The organism is Amnibacterium sp., assembly GCF_025463795.1.
GTDB lineage: Bacteria > Actinomycetota > Actinomycetes > Actinomycetales > Microbacteriaceae > Amnibacterium.
On record NZ_JAODBE010000122.1, the window covers coordinates 24,582 to 42,725 of the forward strand.

General features: G+C 73.5%; 15 protein-coding genes. 10 read left to right on the forward strand and 5 right to left on the reverse strand.

Going from position 1 to position 18,144, the window contains the following annotated elements; all coding sequences use genetic code 11:
- Positions 1-90: 90 nt before the first annotated feature.
- The 4 genes from mfd to JWQ92_RS10905 all read left to right on the forward strand — a co-directional run bounded on the left by mfd (position 91) and on the right by JWQ92_RS10905 (position 7,266).
- Complete coding sequence (mfd, locus tag JWQ92_RS10890) at positions 91-3,711, forward strand: transcription-repair coupling factor (RefSeq protein WP_297344481.1); 3,621 nt, start codon at positions 91-93, stop codon at positions 3,709-3,711.
- A gap of 171 nt (positions 3,712-3,882) precedes the next feature.
- Positions 3,883-4,716, forward strand: coding sequence for a MerR family transcriptional regulator (locus JWQ92_RS10895; protein WP_297344482.1), 834 nt, complete (start codon positions 3,883-3,885; stop codon positions 4,714-4,716).
- A 162-nt stretch (positions 4,717-4,878) separates the two neighbouring features.
- Entirely contained in the window at positions 4,879-6,336 is a 1,458-nt protein-coding gene (locus tag JWQ92_RS10900; RefSeq protein WP_297344483.1) for a cation:proton antiporter, read from the forward strand.
- 57 nt (positions 6,337-6,393) lie between these two features.
- The gene (locus JWQ92_RS10905) at positions 6,394-7,266 is read left to right on the forward strand and encodes an alpha/beta fold hydrolase (protein ID WP_297344484.1); all 873 of its coding nucleotides are present in this window, start codon (positions 6,394-6,396) and stop codon (positions 7,264-7,266) included.
- On the opposite strand, the gene JWQ92_RS10910 is transcribed toward JWQ92_RS10905, so the two are convergent.
- Positions 7,267-8,655, reverse strand: coding sequence for a serine hydrolase (locus JWQ92_RS10910; RefSeq protein WP_297344485.1), 1,389 nt, complete (start codon positions 8,653-8,655; stop codon positions 7,267-7,269).
- 91 nt (positions 8,656-8,746) lie between these two features.
- Between JWQ92_RS10910 and JWQ92_RS10915 the strand changes: the two genes are divergently transcribed.
- The 3 genes from JWQ92_RS10915 to JWQ92_RS10925 all read left to right on the forward strand — a co-directional run bounded on the left by JWQ92_RS10915 (position 8,747) and on the right by JWQ92_RS10925 (position 11,549).
- Positions 8,747-9,259 (forward strand): GNAT family N-acetyltransferase, encoded by a 513-nt coding sequence (locus JWQ92_RS10915; protein ID WP_297344486.1) that lies wholly within the window; start codon positions 8,747-8,749, stop codon positions 9,257-9,259.
- Between the two features lie 225 nt (positions 9,260-9,484).
- Positions 9,485-10,855, forward strand: coding sequence for an MFS transporter (locus JWQ92_RS10920; protein WP_297344495.1), 1,371 nt, complete (start codon positions 9,485-9,487; stop codon positions 10,853-10,855).
- 22 nt (positions 10,856-10,877) lie between these two features.
- Complete coding sequence (locus tag JWQ92_RS10925; RefSeq protein WP_297344487.1) at positions 10,878-11,549, forward strand: MazG family protein; 672 nt, start codon at positions 10,878-10,880, stop codon at positions 11,547-11,549.
- Between the two features lie 72 nt (positions 11,550-11,621).
- On the opposite strand, the gene JWQ92_RS10930 is transcribed toward JWQ92_RS10925, so the two are convergent.
- The 3 genes from JWQ92_RS10930 to JWQ92_RS10940 all read right to left on the reverse strand — a co-directional run bounded on the left by JWQ92_RS10930 (position 11,622) and on the right by JWQ92_RS10940 (position 14,499).
- On the reverse strand, positions 11,622-12,683 hold the full coding sequence (locus JWQ92_RS10930) for an ABC transporter permease (RefSeq protein WP_297344488.1): 1,062 nt from the start codon (positions 12,681-12,683) through the stop codon (positions 11,622-11,624).
- Positions 12,680-13,594, reverse strand: a complete 915-nt coding sequence (locus JWQ92_RS10935) for an ABC transporter ATP-binding protein (RefSeq protein ID WP_297344489.1) — start codon at positions 13,592-13,594, stop codon at positions 12,680-12,682. Before JWQ92_RS10935 ends, JWQ92_RS10930 begins: the two co-directional genes overlap by 4 nt.
- A gap of 62 nt (positions 13,595-13,656) precedes the next feature.
- A complete protein-coding gene (locus tag JWQ92_RS10940; RefSeq protein WP_297344490.1) occupies positions 13,657-14,499 on the reverse strand; it encodes an MIP/aquaporin family protein in 843 nt (280 codons plus the stop codon).
- Positions 14,500-14,577: 78 nt separating this feature from the next.
- Between JWQ92_RS10940 and hisS the strand changes: the two genes are divergently transcribed.
- Positions 14,578-15,813, forward strand: coding sequence for a histidine--tRNA ligase (gene hisS / locus JWQ92_RS10945; RefSeq protein ID WP_297344491.1), 1,236 nt, complete (start codon positions 14,578-14,580; stop codon positions 15,811-15,813).
- Positions 15,814-15,933: 120 nt separating this feature from the next.
- On the opposite strand, the gene JWQ92_RS10950 is transcribed toward hisS, so the two are convergent.
- Positions 15,934-16,332: an MmcQ/YjbR family DNA-binding protein gene (locus JWQ92_RS10950; protein ID WP_297344492.1), complete on the reverse strand. Its 399-nt coding sequence runs from the start codon at positions 16,330-16,332 to the stop codon at positions 15,934-15,936.
- Positions 16,333-16,552: 220 nt separating this feature from the next.
- Between JWQ92_RS10950 and eno the strand changes: the two genes are divergently transcribed.
- Both eno and JWQ92_RS10960 read left to right on the forward strand, forming a co-directional pair.
- A complete protein-coding gene (eno, locus tag JWQ92_RS10955; RefSeq protein ID WP_297344493.1) occupies positions 16,553-17,833 on the forward strand; it encodes a phosphopyruvate hydratase in 1,281 nt (426 codons plus the stop codon).
- A gap of 34 nt (positions 17,834-17,867) precedes the next feature.
- Positions 17,868-18,144, forward strand: a 277-nt coding sequence (locus JWQ92_RS10960; protein WP_297344494.1) for a septum formation initiator family protein, incomplete at its 3' end; no start/stop codon positions are given.

Below are 18,144 nucleotides of genomic sequence, written 5' to 3' on the forward strand. Positions count from 1 at the left end.
GCGTCGAGGGAGCGGATGCGGCTCCGATCGCGACGCGAGGGCGGTGGCGACGCCGCAGCGGCGTCGCCACCGCGCCGTAGAATCGAACGAGTGAGTCTCACGGGTCTGCCGCGCCTGCTCGCCGACGGCGAATCGGTCGCGAGGGCGCTGTCCGCCGCATCACGCAGCGCGGACTTCTCCGCGACGCCGGGCCTGCACGCCCCGCTGCTCGTCGGGCTGCTCCAGCGCCGCAAGGAGCGCGGGGAGGCCGACGCGGCCTTCCTCGTCACCGCCACCGAGCGGGACGCGGACGCGCTTCGCGCCGGCCTCGAGTGCCTGGTGCCCGAGGCCGAGGTGCTCGACTTCCCGGCCTGGGAGACGCTGCCCCACGAGCGGCTGAGCCCGGGCGTGGAGACGGTCGGCCGGCGGCTCGCCGCCATCCGCCGCATGCATCTGTGGCGTCCCGGTGACGCCCCGCTGATCGTCGTCGCCCCCGTGCGCGCCGCGCTGCAGCCCCTGACCGACGGCCTCGGCGAGGTCGAGCCGATCGAGATCGCGCTCGGCCAGCGGGGCGTGGACCTCGGAGCGGTCACCCAGCGCCTCGTCGCGCTCGCCTACGCCCGCGTCGACCTCGTCACCCGCCGCGGCGAGTTCGCGGTGCGCGGCGGCATCCTCGACGTGTTCTCACCCGTCGCGGAGCACCCTGTGCGCATCGACTTCTTCGGCGACGAGGTCGACCAGCTCCGGTTCTTCTCCGTCGCCGACCAGCGCTCCCTCGACGCGCCCGTCGAGTCGGTGTCCCTCGTGCCCGCGCGCGAGCTGCTGCTCACCCCAGCCGTGCAGCAGCGGGCGCGCGAGCTGCAGCACGAGTTCCCGAACCTCACCACGATGCTCGCGAAGATCGCGGAGGGGATCCCCGTCGAGGGGATGGAGTCCCTCGCGCCGGTGCTCGTCGACCGGCTCGTGCCGGTCAGCGACTACCTGCCCGACGGCGCCGCGGTCGCGATCCTCTCGCCCGAGCGCGTCGCGTCCCGCGCGGTGAGCCTCGCCGACACGAACCGCGAGTTCCTGCACGCCGCGTGGAGCGCCGCCACCGCCGGCGCCCAGGCGCCGATCGACCTCGACGCGGGCGACTTCCTGACCGTGAAGGTCCTGCGGCAGGCCGCGGGCGACGACCGCACCTGGTGGACCGTCAGCTCGTTCGAGTCGCAGCCGGTGGAGGACGCGGATCCGGCGCTCGCCGCCGCCCTGCTCGCCGATTCCGCGGAATACCTCCGGGTCGACGGCGCGGCGACGCCGGTCACGCCCGGCAAGCCGGCCGAGCTGCTCGACCACCTCGCTTCGCGCCTGCGGCACGGCTGGAGCGCCGTGGTCACCGCCGCCGGCCGCGGCCTCGTCGAGCGCGCCCGCGACGTGCTCGCGGAGCGCGGCCTCGCCGCCCGCCAGGTCGAGGAGCTGCCGTCCGAGCTCGAGTCCGGCGTGGCCTACGTCACGCTCGGCGACGTGGAGGCCGGGTTCGAGCAGCCCGAGATCGCGCTCGCGCTCATCACCGAGCGGGAGTTCTACGGCCGGGCGGCATCCGTCGACAGCCGTCCGCACAAGCTGGCGTCGCGGCGCAAGAACGTGGTCGATCCGCTGCAGCTGAAGGCCGGCGACTACGTGGTGCACCAGACGCACGGCATCGGCCGCTTCGTCGAGCTCGTGCGGCGGGAGGTCGCCGGCAGCACCCGCACCGGCCCGCGCCGGGCGGGGGAGAAGGCGCCCGACAAGATCATCAGAGAGTTCCTGCTGCTCGAGTACGCCCCGAGCAAGCGCGGCTTCCCGGGCGACAAGCTCTACGTGCCGACCGACCAGCTCGATCTGCTCACGCGGTACGTCGGCGGCGAGGCGCCCCCGCTGTCCAAGATGGGCGGATCCGACTGGGCCGCCGCGAAGGGACGCGCGCGCAAGGCGGTGCGCGACATCGCGGTCGAGCTCGTCAAGCTCTACTCCGCCCGGATGGCGAGCCGCGGTCACGCGTTCGGCCCGGACACCCCCTGGCAGCGCGAGCTCGAGGAGGCGTTCCCGTTCACGGAGACGCCCGACCAGCTCGAGACGATCGACCAGGTGAAGGCCGACATGGAGCGGCCGATCCCGATGGACCGCCTCATCTCCGGCGACGTCGGCTTCGGCAAGACCGAGGTCGCGGTGCGCGCCGCGTTCAAGGCCATCCAGGACGGCAAGCAGGTCGTGATGCTCGTGCCGACGACGCTGCTCGTGCGCCAGCATCTCGACACGTTCCAGGAGCGGTTCGCCGGCTTCCCCGTGACGGTGCGGCCCCTCAGCCGCTTCCAGTCCGACCGGGAGGCCAAGGAGACGATCAAGGGCCTCACCGAGGGCAGCGTCGACATGGTCATCGGCACCCACCGCATCCTCTCCAACGGCGTGAGGTTCAAGGACGTCGGCCTGGTCATCATCGACGAGGAGCAGCGCTTCGGGGTCGAGCACAAGGAGCAGCTGAAGAAGCTGAAGACGAACGTCGACGTGCTCGCGATGAGTGCGACGCCGATCCCGCGCACGCTCGAGATGGCGGTGACGGGCATCCGCGAGATGTCGACGCTCGCGACCCCGCCCGAGGACCGGCACCCGATCCTCACCTACGTCGGGGCCCGGTCGCCCGGGCAGATCACCGCCGCGATCCGGCGCGAGCTGCTCCGCGAGGGCCAGGTGTTCTACGTGCACAACCGGGTCGCGTCGATCAACCGCGTCGCGGCCGAGCTCGCCGAGCTCGTGCCGGAGGCGCGGATCGCGGTCGCGCACGGGCAGATGGGGGAGCACGCGCTCGAGCAGGTGATGATCGACTTCTGGGAGCGGCGATTCGACGTGCTCGTCTCCACGACGATCATCGAGACCGGGCTCGACATCGCGAACGCGAACACCCTGATCATGGACCGGGCGGACAAGTACGGCCTCAGCCAGCTGCACCAGATCCGCGGTCGCGTCGGGCGGGGCCGCGAGCGCGGCTACGCCTACTTCCTCTACGACGCCGACAAGCCGCTGTCCGAGACCGCCGTCGACCGCCTCGAGACGATCGCGGCGAACAACGAGCTCGGCTCCGGCATGCAGGTGGCGCTGAAGGACCTCGAGATCCGTGGTGCGGGCAACCTGCTCGGCGGCGAGCAGTCGGGCCACATCGCGGGAGTCGGCTTCGATCTCTACCTGCGGATGATCGGCGAGGCCGTCAACGACTTCCGCGGCGAGGTCGCGGAGGGCCAGACCGAGCTGCGGCTCGAGCTGCCGGTCGATGCGCGGATCCCCGAGAGCTACATCGACAGCGAGCGGCTGCGCCTCGAGGCCTACCAGAAGCTGTCGGCCGCGTCGGCGCCGACCGCCGCCGACGGGCAGCTCGAGCTCGTGCTCGACGAGCTCGTCGACCGCTACGGCCCGGCGCCCGACGAGGTGACGAACCTCATCCGGGTCTCGACGCTGCGCCGGATGGCGCAGCAGGCCGGGCTGTCGGACGTCGTCGCGCTCGGCAAGATGCTCCGCGTCGCGCCCGCGAACCTGCCCGACTCGATCCAGGTGCGACTGCAGCGGATGTACCCGGGCTCGAGGGTGCTCGCCACGGCCGGCGCCGTCACCGTGCCGATGCCGCTCCTCGACGGGCAGCCGCTGCCCGACGCCGGGCTGATCGAGTGGGCGCAGCAGCTGCTCGGCGCGATCTTCGTCAAGCAGCCGCAGCCCACCGCCTGAGCCGTCCCGTCGCCTGCGGATGCGCCGAAGGGCGCCTCCGCAGGCGGTTGCCGCATGCAGGCGGCGCACCGGCGGTGAGCACGCCCGAGCGGTTGCGATCCAGCGGTCCGATCGGCCAGGCTGCGAGCGCTTGACCCTCACACCGTGTGAGGCCCGAGGCTCGGACGCACCATGTACACCATCGGCAGGTTCGCATCGATCGGACGGGTGACCGTCCGGATGCTTCGCCACTGGGACGAGACCGGCCTACTCGCTCCCGCGCACGTCGACCCGGTCACCGGGTACCGCTCGTACGCCTCGGAGCAGCTCGCGGACCTCGCGGAGATCGTGCGGCTGCGCGACCTCGGGCTCGGCCTCGTCGACGTCGGGCGCGTGCTGCGCGCCGGCGCCGATTCCCGAGCCGCCCGGTCGGTGCTCGAGTCGGCGCGGGAGGCGCTGCGGCGCTCGCTCGCCGCGGATGCCGAGCGCCTGGCGCGATTCGACGCCTACCTCCGCCAGGAAGAAGGAGCTGGTCCCATGTCCGATCCGACGACCATCGTCGAGTTCCGCAGCGCGCCCGCCCAGCGTGTGGCGACGCTCACCCGAACGGCGGCGGGCTTCGGCTCGTCGAACATCGGCCCGGTGGTCGGTCCGATGTTCCCCGAGGTGCAGGCGCGGCTCGATGCCGCGGGCGTCGCCTTCGGTCCCGCCGTCGCCGTCTACTCCGCCGACGAGTCCGGCGACGGGTCGGGCGTGCTCGTGACCGCCGGCTTCGAGATCGGCGACGCCGCTCCGCCGGTCGCCGGACTGGACGTCCATGTGCTCCCTGCCGTCGAGGCGGCGATCACGACGCACCACGGCTCGATGGACACCATCGACGAGTCCTGGATGGCGCTGGTCGACCAGGTGAAGGCCCGCGGCGCGGTGCTGTCGGACGCCTGCCGCGAGATCTACCTGACGCCCGGCGACCGTCCTCAGGAGGAGTGGGTGACCCGCCTCGTGCAGCCGGTGGCGGCCGGCGCCTGATCCCGTCGCGGTCCGGTGCCGCGGGGGAAGCCGCCTGTCCGGCCGGGGCTCCCTGCGGGGCTGGTACCGGCGGCGACGCCCTGCCTGGGACCGGCCGCCCGGGCTTCCTAGGATGGAGGCCGGGATCCGCATCCCGATCGTTCGGATGCATCGGGGGCCGGGATGGGCGAGACCGAGGTCTTCGGGGTCGCCGTCCTCCTCTGCGGGCTGGGCCTCGTGGCGGCGATCGCCGCGAACTCGGTCGGCTCCCGCATCCGCGTGCCGGCGCCCGCCCTGTTCCTGATCGTGGCCGCGCTGGCCTCCGACCTGTTCCCGGTGCTCGGCACCGTGCCGCTCGTCACCGACGAGCGGATCGTCACGGTCGCCCTGATCCTCATCCTGTTCGACGGCGGCATGCACATCGGCTGGCGCCGCTTCCGCGAGAGCGCCGGGCCGATGACCTGGGTCGGGATCGCCGGCACCGCCGTCACCGCGGCGGCCGTCGCGCTCGTGGCCCACCTGCTCTTCGGCCTCGCCTGGCAGGCGGCGCTGCTGCTCGGCGCGGCGCTCTCGCCGACCGATCCCGCCGTGGTGTTCGCGGTGCTCGGCAAGCGCGACATCGAGGGGCGCTCCGGCACGATCCTCGAGGGCGAGTCCGGGGTGAACGATCCCGTCGGCATCGCGCTCCTCGCCGCGCTCCTCGCCGCCGGCGGCGGTGCCGGCGCGGTGGCCGCCGGGGTGGGCGACTTCCTGCTGCAGATGGTGGTCGGCACGGCGGTCGGCCTCGCGGGCGGCCGGCTGCTCGGTCTCCTGATGCGCCGGGTGCGGCTGCCGAACGAGTCGCTGTACGCGCTGCGGACCATCGCGTTCGCCGGCCTGCTCTACGGCGTCGCCGCCGTGCTGCACGGCTCCGGCTTCCTCGCGGTGTTCCTCGCGGGCATCGTCGTCGGCGACGTCCGCGCGCCGTACGCCGGCGAGGTGCGCCGGTTCAGCGGCGGCCTGTCGAGCCTCGCCGAGATCGTCGCGTTCACGGTGCTCGGGCTCAGCGTCTCCTGGCACGACGTGCTGCAGCCCTCGGTGCTGCTGCCGGGGCTCGCCATCGCGGCCCTGCTGCTCCTCGTGATCCGCCCGCTGCTCGTCGGCGCGCTGCTCGTCCCGATCCGTCTCGCGCTCGGCGAGCGGGCGTTCATCGTGCTGGCGGGGCTGAAGGGCGCCGTGCCGATCCTGCTCGGGATCCTCATCCGGGACGCGCACGTGCCGGGCGGCGACGTGCTCGCGGGCCTGATCTTCGTCGTCGTGCTCGTCTCGGTGGTGGTGCAGGGCGGCGCCGTGCCGCTGCTCGCCCGGTGGTTCCGCGTGCCGATGCGCACCGTCGAGCAGCAGCCGTTCGTGGCGGGACTGCGGTTCAACCAGGAGCCCGAGGGCCTGCGTCACTTCGTCGTGACGGCGGGATCACCGGCGGACGGCGCGGCCGTCGGCGAGCTGTCCCTCGGCGAGCACGGCTGGGTGAGCATGGTGCGCCGCGACGGCGGTCCCGTGCGGCTGAGCGGTCGCACGCGGCTGGCGGCGGGCGACGAGGTGCTCGCCTTCGCGGGTCCGGATCTCGACGTCGGCGGGCTGTTCGAGGTGCCGCGGTCCTGAACGGATCCCGAACGTCGCATCCAGGTTCCGGAGGCATGCTGCGTGCAGGAGGACCGTATGAGCACCGCCGAGCAGCACCACACGGGCACCGGCCCGACCCTCACCGTGGACGGTCACCGGGTCGGCCTCACCGTCGCCGGATCGGGGAACCCGATCGTGCTGCTGCACGGCATCGGCCGCGACCGCACCGACTGGTTCAAGGTCGCGCCCGGCCTCGCCGAGCAGCACACCGTCTACGCGATCGACATCGAGGCGTTCGGGGAGTCGGAGCCCTGGAGCGACCGCACCACCCTCGCCTCCATGGCGCAGATGGTGCGCCGCACCCTCGACACGGTCGGCGAGCACCGGCCGGTCGTGATCATCGGCAACTCGATGGGCGGTGCCGTGGCGCTGCGGATGCACGCCGACGACCCCGGCCAGGTGCGCGCGCTCGTGCTGGTGAGCCCGGCGGGGTTCGGCGCCGACGCGTCGCTCGGGCTCCGGCTGATGACCGTTCCGGTGGTCGGCGAGGTGCTGCAGCGCTGCCACATGATCGCCGCGACGATGCAGGTGCGGGCGCTCTTCGCCGACGCGGCGCTCGCGACCCGCGAGCTCGCGGAGTCCTCGGCGCGGCGGATGCGCCGGCCCGGCGCCCGGCGGCACTACCTGCAGGTCATCCGCGGCCTCGGCGCGTGGTCCGGCGTCCGGCCCGAGTGGCGCCAGGAGGTGCTCGAGGCGCTCGCCGCGGTGGGCACGCCGACGATGGTGCTATGGGGCGACCGCGACGTCGTGCTCCCGCACCGGCACCTCGACGCCGTCTCGGCCAGCGTGCCGCACGCCGTCCCGGTGAGCCTGCCCGGCCTCGGGCACGCGCCGCAGCTCGAGGACCCGGACCGCTTCCTCGCCCTCGTCGGCGACTTCGTGGACGGGCTCGGCGCCGGCCGGTTCTGATCAGCCGAGGCGCACGGTCAGGGTCTGGACGGTCGGCCGCAGTTCCGGCGTGAGCCGGACCTCGACGCGCAGCGCTCCGGTCGCCCCGGGCACCGTCCACGCGAGGTGGGCCGGGGTGCGGCTCGACGGCGCGGCCTGCTCGAGCGGCAGCACGTGCGCGTCCGCTGCGACGCCGGCGCGGGCGGTGAGGGCCTCGATCGTGGCCCTGCGCCGCTCGATCGGTTCGTCGAGCGCGACGTTCTCCGCGAAGAGGGCGTCGGCGGTGGCGCCGTCCCACCGGCGCAGCAGCCGCTCCACCGTCTCCCGGGCGGCGACGGTCTCGGGCCAGACGTCGGGGACGGTCTCCGGCGACCCGATCTGATCGAGCACGAGCTCGAGCGCCCTCGCGGCCGGCGCGCCCGCGCCGCTGTAGCGGGCGTTCTCGAGCACCACGATGCCGAGCCCCGTGCCGGCGTGCCAGCGCATGTGCGAGCCGTAGCCCGGGTAGCCGCCCGAGTGCGAGACGAGCAGCCCGTGGCGGGGATGCTCGTCGAGGAACAGCCCGTAGCCGTAGGAGCCGACGTCCTCGATCGGGATGCGCGCCGTCTGCGCGTCACGGCGGGACGCGGCGGCGAGGACCGCATCCGGCGCGGCGGGGCGCCACGCGTCGGCCAGCCACGCCACCCAGGTCGCGAGGGCCCGCGGCGTCGCGAAGACGCCGCCGATCGGCGAGAACGCGCCGGGACCCGCGAACGGCTGCGGCTCCCAGCGGCCGCCGAAGCGGGCGAAGCCGGTCGCGACGCCGCCGGGAGCCTCGACGGAGCGGTCGTAGCCGATGCCTCGAAGCCCGAGCGGTGTGAGCACGTCCTCGCGCACCAGGTCCACGTAGCGGCGCCCGCTCACCCGTTCGAGCACGCGGCCGAGCAGGGCGTACCCGAGGTTCGAGTACTCGAAGCGCGCCCCGGGCCGATCGATGAGCCGGAACCCGGCGGCCGCCATCCGGTCGAACTGGTCGAGCGGCAGCGACTCCTGGCGGTCGCCCCACGGGTCGTCGGTGGGGAACCCGGCGGCCATCGACGCGAGCTGCGCCACCCTGGGGAACGCCTCCGGGACCGTGGCGAGCGGCAGGTACTCGCTGACCGGCGCGTCGAGATCGAGGCGGCCGGCGTCCCGCTGCTGCAGCATCGCGACGGCGGTGAAGCTCTTCGTGCAGGATGCGATGCGGAACGCGGTGTCCGGGCCGGGCACCGGGGTCACGGCCTCGTCCGCGAATCCGCCGGTGTGCACGATCCGCCCGTCGGCGACCAGCGCGTAGGCGACGGACGGGGTGCGGCCGTCCTTCACGCGGGCGGCGAGCAGGTCGTCGATCGCGGGCGCCGAGAGCGCGGCGCGGGACGTGTCGTACTGCACGGGGGCTCCTTCCGGCCGGGGTGGGCCGGATCGATCCTGCCGGATGCGGCCCTCCGGGTCCTGTGCGGGGACGCCTCAGTAGGCTCCCGGCGTGCCCGTCGTGCTGCGCGAACTCGAACCCGCCGACCTCCCCGCCGTCACGGAGATGAACAACGACGCCGTGCCGGCCGTGCCGATGATGGACGAGGACGAGATGGCGCTGCTCACCGCCCTCGCCTCGCTCTGCCTCGTCGCGGTCGATGAGGCAGATCCGTTCCGGCCGCTCGGCTTCGTCGTGGCGATGGATCCGGGCACGGACTACGCGAGCGAGAACTTCCGCTGGTTCTCGGCCCGCGGCGGCGACTTCCTCTACGTGGACCGCATCGTCATCGACGCGGAGACCCGCGGCGCGGGCGTCGGCCGCCTGCTCTACGGAGCCGTCTTCGCGAAGGCGGAGGAGGACGGGCGCACGGAGGTGGCCTGCGAGGTGAACGTGCGGCCCCCGAATCCGCGGTCCCTCGGCTTCCACACGGCGCTCGGCTTCCGGCGGGTGGGGGAGCAGGAGACGAAGGGCGGCCGCTACCGCGTCGCGCTGCTGACGGCGCGGGTCGCCGCCGACGACTGACCCCTCGCGGCGGCTTGCCACTTCCGCACCCTTCGGGGGCGTTGAAGGGTGCAGAAGCGGCAAGTCACGAGCCCGCGGGTGGATGCATCTGGGCGAGCACCTGCGGATCCGCCCCGGACGGGAAGAGCGGGGCCTCGGCGCGGCTTGTCTCCTGCCGTGACCGAAACCGTCAGCCGCCGCGACGTGGGCCTCCGGTCCGAGCGCGGACCCATCCTGCTCGCCCTGATGATGTCGACCGGCCTCATCGCGATCGACTCGACGATCCTCGCGACGGCGGTGCCCTCGGTCGTGAAGGACCTCGGTGGGTTCTCGAGCTTCCCGTGGCTGTTCTCGGTCTACCTGCTCGCGCAGGCGGTCTCCGTGCCCGTCTACGCGAAGCTCGCCGACACGGTCGGGCGCAAGCCGATCCTCCTGACGGGCATCGGCCTCTTCCTGCTGGGTTCGATCCTCTGCGGGTTCGCGCCGTCCATGACGGTGCTCATCGTCTTCCGAGCGGTGCAGGGCCTCGGCGCCGGCGCGATCATGCCCGTGTCGATCACGGTCGCCGGTGACATCTACACGGTCGCCGAGCGCGCCAAGGCCCAGGGCTACCTCGCGAGCGTCTGGGCGATCTCGTCGGTCGTCGGCCCGACGCTCGGCGGGGTCTTCTCGCAGTTCGTCTCGTGGCGCTGGATCTTCTTCGTCAACATCCCGCTCTGCCTCCTGACCGTGTTCCTGCTCCGCCGCTACCGCGAGAACGTCGAGCGCACGCGCCACCGCATCGACGTGGCCGGCGCCGTCACCCTGACCATCGGGCTCACCGCGCTGCTCACGGCGCTGCTCGAGGGCGGCACGGTCTGGGCCTGGAACTCGGTGCCCAGCCTCGTCGCCTTCGGGGTGGCCGTCGTGGCCCTCCCGGTCTTCGTGCTGGCGGAGCGGTGGGCGCCGGAGCCGGTGCTGCCGCTCTGGGTCTTCTCGCGCCGCCTTCTGCTCACCACCGCCCTCGTCTCGGCCGGAGTCGGCGCGGTGACGATCGGTCTCACGTCCTACGTGCCGACGTTCCTCGAGAAGGTCGTCCCGACGACCCCGCTGGTCAGCGGACTGGCGCTCGCCGCCCTCACGGTCGGCTGGCCCGTCGCCGCGTCCAACGCGGGCCGGCTGTACCTGCGCATCGGCTTCCGATCGACCGCGCTGATCGGCTGCGGGATCGCGGCGCTCGGCGCCGTCGCCCTCGCTCTCACGGCGCCGCTCGCGTCGATCGGGCTCATGGCGGTGACCTGCTTCCTCGTGGGGCTCGGCCTCGGCCTGGTGGCGACGCCGACCCTGATCGCCGCCCAGTCGAGCGTCGGATACGAGCAGCGCGGGGTCGTGACCGGCGCGAGCCTCTTCCTCCGCTCGATCGGATCCGCGCTCGGCGTGGCCGTGTTCGGCGCGCTCGCGAACGGCGTGCTCGCCGGCTGGCACGGCTCGGCCGTCTCCGGCACCTCGAGCGCCTCCTCCGCCGTCTTCGACGCCGTGGTGGTCGCCGGTCTGCTCACCCTCGTCGCGGCGATCGCGATGCCGGGCGTGCACGCGGAGACGGTCGCGGTGCCCGGGGTCGCTGCCGAGGCCGCCTGACCGTCCGGGGGAGGATGGCCGGGTGACCGATCTGCCCGAGGTGTCCACGCCGGAGCTCACCCGGCTCGTCGCCGTCATGGCCCGCCTGCGCGGCCCCGGCGGCTGTCCGTGGGACGCCGAGCAGACGCACGAGTCCCTCGTCCGCTACCTGATCGAGGAGACGGCCGAGCTCGTCGAGGCGATCGAGACGGGCGACGCCGAGGCGATGCGCGAGGAGCTCGGCGACGTGCTCTACCAGGTGCTCTTCCACGCCGACCTGGCCGCCGGAACGCCGGGCGAGGGCTTCGACCTCGAGGACGTCGCCGCCGCCACCGCCACGAAGATGATCGGCCGGCATCCGCACGTCTTCGGCGACACCGCCGCGGCCGACGCGGAGGCGGTCGTCGGCGTCTGGGAGGAGCAGAAGCGCCGCGAGAAGGCGCACCGCACGAGCGTGCTCGACGGCGTGCCGATGGGGATGCCGTCGCTGCTGCTCGCGGAGAAGCTGCTCGGCCGCGCGGCGCGCGCCGGCCTCGAGGTGCGGCCCTCGGTCGAGGCGCCGGGCGACGAGGAGGCGCTCGGCGACGCCCTGCTCGACACGGTGGTCGCCGCGTCGGCGGCGGGCCTCGACGCGGAACGGGCGCTCCGCGGCGCGATCCGCCGCCTCACCACCCGCATCCGCGAGGCCGAGGCGCAGAACCACCCCTCTCCCTGAAACCCACGCTTGCCACTTTCTGACCTCAAACCGCCCCAATGAGGGCAGAAAGTGGCAAGTCCGCGTTGAGGGTCAGGCGACGCGACTGCCGCGGGGGAGCTTGCGGGCCGGCGTCAGGAGGGCGCGCCAGGCCCCGAGCAGGATCGCGGCGGCCAGCAGCAGGTGCAGGCCGAGGCCCACGAACCAGCTCGGCACCGTGCGCGCCATCACCTGCGCGGGCGTCGGGCCGCTGCTGTTGTCGGCGCTGCAGTCGTCGTAGACCACGAGCGGCTTCGGCGCGATCTGCGCGAGGCGCGCGCTGGACGCCAGCCCGCCGAAGAGGTCCTTCGGCACCCCGTCCCTGCTGAACGAGGCGGGCACGGCGTCGGCGAGCACGACGTACGGGTTGGCGGACAGCAGCCACCAGACCTTGTCGAAGCGGGGCACCGGCTGGTGGTCCTGCTCCCACGCGCCGCAGACGGGCGTCTTCGACGCCGTGGAGGTCGCGCCGTCCTGCAGGCTGCGGTAGCGGGTCACCTGGTCGGTACGGACCGCGAGGCCCCCGAGCACGAAGGCGAGCAGCGTGCCGATCGACAGCGCCGCGACGATCAGATAGGTCACGACGACGGAGAACACCGTCCTCGTGATGAGGGCGGACAGCCCGACGCCGATCGCAGCGACCACACCGAGTTCGACCGCGACCACGAGCACCGAGACGAGCACGGTGTCCACCCGCAGGCCGCCGGCGATCACGGCGACGGCGAGGAACGGCAGCGCGAGCACGACCAGCGCCAGCGACGAGACCCAGGCGGCCAGCACCTTGCCGAGCAGCAGCGCGCCGGTGCGCACGAGCGTCACCTGGGTGGTCGCGAGGGTGCCGGCCTCCCGGTCGCCGTTCACCGCACCGCCGGAGAGGGCGGGCGTGATGAGCGTGCCGAGCAGAAGCACGAAGAACACGATCGTGGAGAAGGCGTAGCCGCCGCCGTCCGCGATGCCGGAGATCGGGAGCAGCAGCGCGGTCATCCCGAGCATCAGCAGCGCGAACACGCCGAGCAGCACGTACCAGGCGGTGCTTCGCACGCGCTGCGCGAGCTCGAGGGCGACGATCGTGCCGAGTCCGTTGAAGCGCCGCCGCGGGGCCGCCACGGTGGTCATGCGCCGCTCCGTTCGAGCTCGAGGAACGTGGTCTCCAGCTCGCCGACGGCCGGCCCGAAGCCGGTGACCGGCACCCCGGAGCGCACCAGCTCCGCGAGCAGGTCGGCCGCGGCGCGCTCGCCGTCGACCGGCACGAGGCGGTCGCCGCGCTCCGGCCGCACGCCCGCCCGGCCGGCGAGCGCCGTGTCGAGCGCGGCTTCGTCGAGCGAGCGGATGCGCCACTCGCGCACGCGGGACTGCGCCCGCTGCACCCGGTCCGTGGCGACGGTCTCGCCCGCCGCCATGAACACGGCGTCGTCGGTGACCTCCTCGAGCTCGGCGAGGTCGTGGCTCGAGACGAGGATCGTGCAGCCGTCCGCGGCGAGGCCGCGGAGCAGGACGCGCAGCTCGACCCGGGCGGCCGGGTCGAGCCCGCTCGCCGGCTCGTCGAGCAGCAGCACACGAGGGCGATGCACCAGGGCCCGCGCCAGGCTCAGCTTCTGCTTCTGGCCGCGGGACAGCACCCGGGTGGGCCGGCCGGTGAACTCGGTGAGCCCGACCAGGTCGAGCAGCTCGGCCGCCCGGGCCGCGGCCGCGGGCTTCGGCATGCCGTACATCCGGCCGGAGGTGGTCAGCGAGGCACGGCACGACAGAGTCGCCCAGGAGCCGAGCGTGTCCGGCATCCACCCGATCAGCGACCGCACGGCAGCCGTGTCCCTGACCGGGTCGTGGCCGAGGATGCGGATCGATCCGCCGTCCGGCTGCAGCAGCGACGCGAGCAGGAGCAGGAGCGTCGTCTTGCCCGCGCCGTTCGGGCCGATCAGGCCGGTGACGGCGCCGGGCGGCGCGGTGAACGTGACGTCCCGCACGGCGTGGACGGGTCCGAACGCGCGGCGGACCCCCTCGACGGCGATCCCGGGCTCGGTCGGCATGCCCGGAGGGTATCGGTGGGGAGCAGCGGCGGAGCCGCCCGCCGCGGCGCGCCCCGCCCGGTTCAGCGGCGCTCGGCCACCGGCAGCGACGACGCCATGCTGGACGGATACGCGGGGTCGTGGAACAGCTTCGTCGTCAGCACCTCCAGGCGGGGAGCGAGCGCGAACAGCGCGACGCCGAGGAGCATCCCGAGGCCCGGTCCCACGATGTAGACCCAGTACACGTCGAGCGCGGGCGCGAGCAGCGCGGGCCCCAGGCTGCGGGCCGGGTTGAGGCTCGTGCCGGTGAACCCGGCGAACCGCCACACGAGCGTCGCGTTCAGCAGCCACAGCGCGAGCGGCGTCCACCGCGCGGTGCGCAGCGACGACGTCATGCCGAGGATCACGAGCACCTCGACCGCCGACATGCCGGCCTCCAGGAGGACCGCCTGCACCGGGCCGATGCCGCTGCCCGGGACCGTCGCGCCGACGTCCACGCTGCGCGCCTGCCCCTGCCAGACCGCGAGCAGCAGCGCGGCGCCGACGATCCCGCCCGCGAACTGCGCGACGAGGTACCCGACGAGGTCGTGCCGGTGCACCTTGCCCTGCGTCCAGAACGCGAGCGTGACGATCGGGTTGAGGTGCGCGCCGCTGCGCCGGCCGATCGGGCTCACGGCGATCAGGCTGCCGACGCCCGCGAACCACAAGCCGTTCAGCAGCAGCCGCTGGGGGAGGGGCCAGGTGTGGATCGGGGACGCGGATCCGCTCGTCGCCACCACGACGGACAGGCCGAGCCCCACGAGGATCGCGGTGCCGAGGAACTCGCACAGCCACTCCACGGCGTGCGAGCCCGCCCGCGCGGGCTGCGCGGCGACGACGGGCCCGAGGACGCGCGCTCCGTCGCGGTCGGCGTGCAGCAAGGGCATGGGTCCTCCGGATCGGGCCCCCTCAGGGTCGCCGACCCGGCAGGCGGGAACCTGAGCGCGGTCCGCCAGGATGGAGGCATGGCCGCCCCCGTGAACCCGCCGCGCGGCATGCGCGACTTCCTGCCCGCCGAGAAGGCGAAGCGGGAGCACGCGCTCGCCACGATCCGCGCCGTCTACCGGGCCCATGGCTTCGACGAGATCGAGGCGCCGGCGCTCGAGGAGGTCGGTCGGCTGCACGCGGGCATCGGCGGCGACAACGAGAAGCTCGCCTACAGCGTGCTGAAGCGGGGGCTGACACCGGAGGACCTCGGAGCGGCGGCGAACAGCGGGGATCCGCTCGCGCTCGCCGACCTCGGCCTCCGCTACGACCTCACCGTGCCGCTCGCCCGCTTCTACGCGACGAACCAGGCGCAGCTCCCACCGGTGTTCCGCGCGATCCAGGTCGGCCCGGTCTGGCGCGCGGAGCGACCCCAGCGCGGCCGCTACCGCCAGTTCGTGCAGTGCGACATCGACGTGCTCGGCGAGCCGGGCGCCATCGCGGAGCTCGAGCTCATCGCCGCGACCACGGATGCGCTCGCCGCGCTCGGCCTGGACGGCGTGCACGTGCGGGTGAACGACCGCCGCATCCTGAACCGGCTGCTCGTCACCTGGGGAGTCGCCGGCGACGCGGCCCCGCGCGCGCTCATCACGATCGACAAGCTCGACAAGATCGGCGTGCCGGGGGTCGTCGGCGAGCTCGCGGAGCTCGGCGTCGACACGGCCGGGCTCGACGACGCGTTCGCGCGGCTCGCGTCCGCCGGCTGGGACCTGCTGGTGGATCCACCCGCCTGGCTCGACGCGGACGCGTACGGCGATCTGCTCGCCCTCCGCGACGCGCTGCCCGCCGTCGACCTCCGCTTCGACCCGACACTCGTGCGCGGCATGGGCTACTACACGGGCACGATCTTCGAGCTCGCGCACCCCGGATCCGCGAGCTCCGTGGGCGGTGGCGGGCGCTACGACGGGATGATCGGTCGGTTCCTCGGCCGGGACGTGCCGGCCGTCGGCTTCTCGATCGGCTTCGAGCGGATCCTCGACCTCCTGCCCGACGCGAGCGGTGAGGGCGCGGCGCTCGTGCTGCTCCACGAGGCGGGCGTGCCGGCCGCGGCGCTCCTCGCGGCGAAGCGCGAGGCGCAGGCGGTGGCCGGCCGGGTGCGGCTCGAGCGGGCGCGCAAGAACCGCAAGGGCCAGCTGGACGCGCTCGCCGCTGAGGGCTTCACCGCCTTCGCCACGGTCACCGCCGACGGCCTGGGGGAGCAGCGCCCCCTCACCTGAGGCGTGGCCGGCCGCGAGCCATCGCGCCGTTCCGGAGAAACCGGGCGACACGCCGGCTCAGACGATGACCGCACGGCATGTCGGGCGAGAACTCCGGAACGGCGCGATGATCGGCGACGGTCAGCAGCGGGCGTCGAGCTCGCGGACGAGGCGGTCCGGCGCGACCCAGCGGAACGACGCGTCGAGCAGCTCCTCGATCTCGGTCCAGTCGGTGCCCGGCGCATCGACGTCGATGCCGAGCCAGCCCTTCGGCCCCACGTACGCCGGGACGAAGAACCGCGGATCCGTGATCCGCGCCGGCCGCTCGTCGTCGTCGACGTGCACGAGCAGCGCGCCGTCGTGCCGCACGTGGTCGGGCCCCTTCGTACCGCCGCCGTAGACGGCGAACGCCTGCCCCGCGAAGAACCAGGGCCGGCCGTGGGCGATCCGCTCCTCCGCGCCGGGCAGCGCCAGGGCGAGCGCCCGCACGCGGGCGAGCACCGGATCGTGCTCGTCGAACATGATCGGATGCGTCGCCATCCGCCCTCCAATCGCGCGGATCCGGAGACATCGTCGGACACGCCGCCCCGACCCCGCGGAACGCGGCGTGTCGCCAGTTTCTCCGGAACGGCGCGATGGCGGAAGCGTCGAGGGGCGCACGCCGGGGGCGTTCCACCCCGCCAGCCGCCGTTCCCGCGCCTTCACTAGAGTGACCACCGGCCGCCAGCGGCCGCAGGACGTACGACGGAAGGACCGCCCCATGGCCGCCATCGACACCATCGACGCCCGCGAGATCCTCGACTCGCGCGGCAACCCGACCGTCGAGGTCGAGGTGCTGCTCGAGGACGGCGTCGTCGCCCGCGCGGCCGTTCCCTCCGGCGCCTCCACCGGCGCGTTCGAGGCCTACGAGCTGCGCGACGGCGACAAGGGCCGGTACGGCGGCAAAGGCGTCGAGAAGGCCGTCGCGGCCGTCATCGACGAGCTCGGACCGGCCGTCGAGGGCATCGACGCCGCGGACCAGCGGATCCTCGACGCCACTCTGATCGCCACCGACGGCAGCGACAACAAGTCGAACCTCGGCGCGAACGCGATCCTCGGCGTGAGCCTTGCGGTCGCGAAGGCCGCCGCCCTCTCCGCCGAGCTGCCGCTGTTCCGCTACGTCGGCGGTCCGAACGCGCACGTGCTGCCCGTCCCGATGATGAACGTCATCAACGGCGGCGCCCACGCCGACTCGAACGTCGACATCCAGGAGTTCATGATCCTGCCGATCGGCGCGGAGTCGTTCCGGGAGGCGCTGCGCTGGGGCGCCGAGACGTACCACGCGCTGAAGGGCCTGATGAGCGGCAAGGGCCTCTCGACCGGCCTCGGCGACGAGGGCGGCTTCGCGCCGAACCTGTCGAGCAACCGCGCGGCGCTCGACCTGCTGATCGAGGCCATCCAGAAGGCCGGCTACACGCCCGGCACCGACATCGCCCTCGCCCTCGACGTGGCGAGCACCGAGTTCTTCGACAAGGGCAGCTACACCTTCGAGGGGCAGGCGAAGAGCGCCGCCGAGATGAGCGCCTACTACGCCGATCTCGTCGCGAACTACCCGCTCGTCTCCATCGAGGACCCGCTCGCCGAGGAGGACTGGGAGGGCTACGAGACGCTCACCGCGGAACTCGGCGCGACGGTGCAGATCGTCGGCGACGACCTCTTCGTCACCAACCCGGCCCGCCTCCAGCAGGGCCTCAGCCGCAAGGTCGCGAACTCGATCCTCGTGAAGGTCAACCAGATCGGCACCCTGACCGAGACGCTCGACGCGGTCGAGCTCGCGCAGCGCAACGGCTACACGGCGATCCTCTCCCACCGCTCCGGCGAGACCGAGGACACCACGATCGCCGACCTCGCCGTCGCCACCGATGCGGGCCAGATCAAGACCGGAGCGCCTGCCCGGTCCGAGCGGGTCGCCAAATACAATCAGCTTCTCCGGATCGAGGAGGAGCTCGGCGAGGCCGCGGTCTACGCCGGCAGGAGCGCCTTCCCGCGCTTCCAGGGCTGACACGCCCGGCCGCGGGGGCGCGGGACGGGGACACATGACGGACGCGGACGAGCGGGCGGCACCGGCTCGGCGCCGGCTGGCGCTCGTGGGCGGCCCGCTGGCCGGCGTGCGGATCCCGGGGCTCGCCGTCGCGGCGCTCGTGCTGCTCGTCTTCGCGGTGCTGAGCCTCGCGCCGCAGGTGAGCACCTACCTGAAGACGCAGCAGCAGCTGAAGGACACCACCGCCAAGGTGGCGTCCCAGGAACGGGACCTCACGAAGCTCGACGCCGACGTGGCCCGCTGGAACGATCCCGCCTACATCCGCTCGCAGG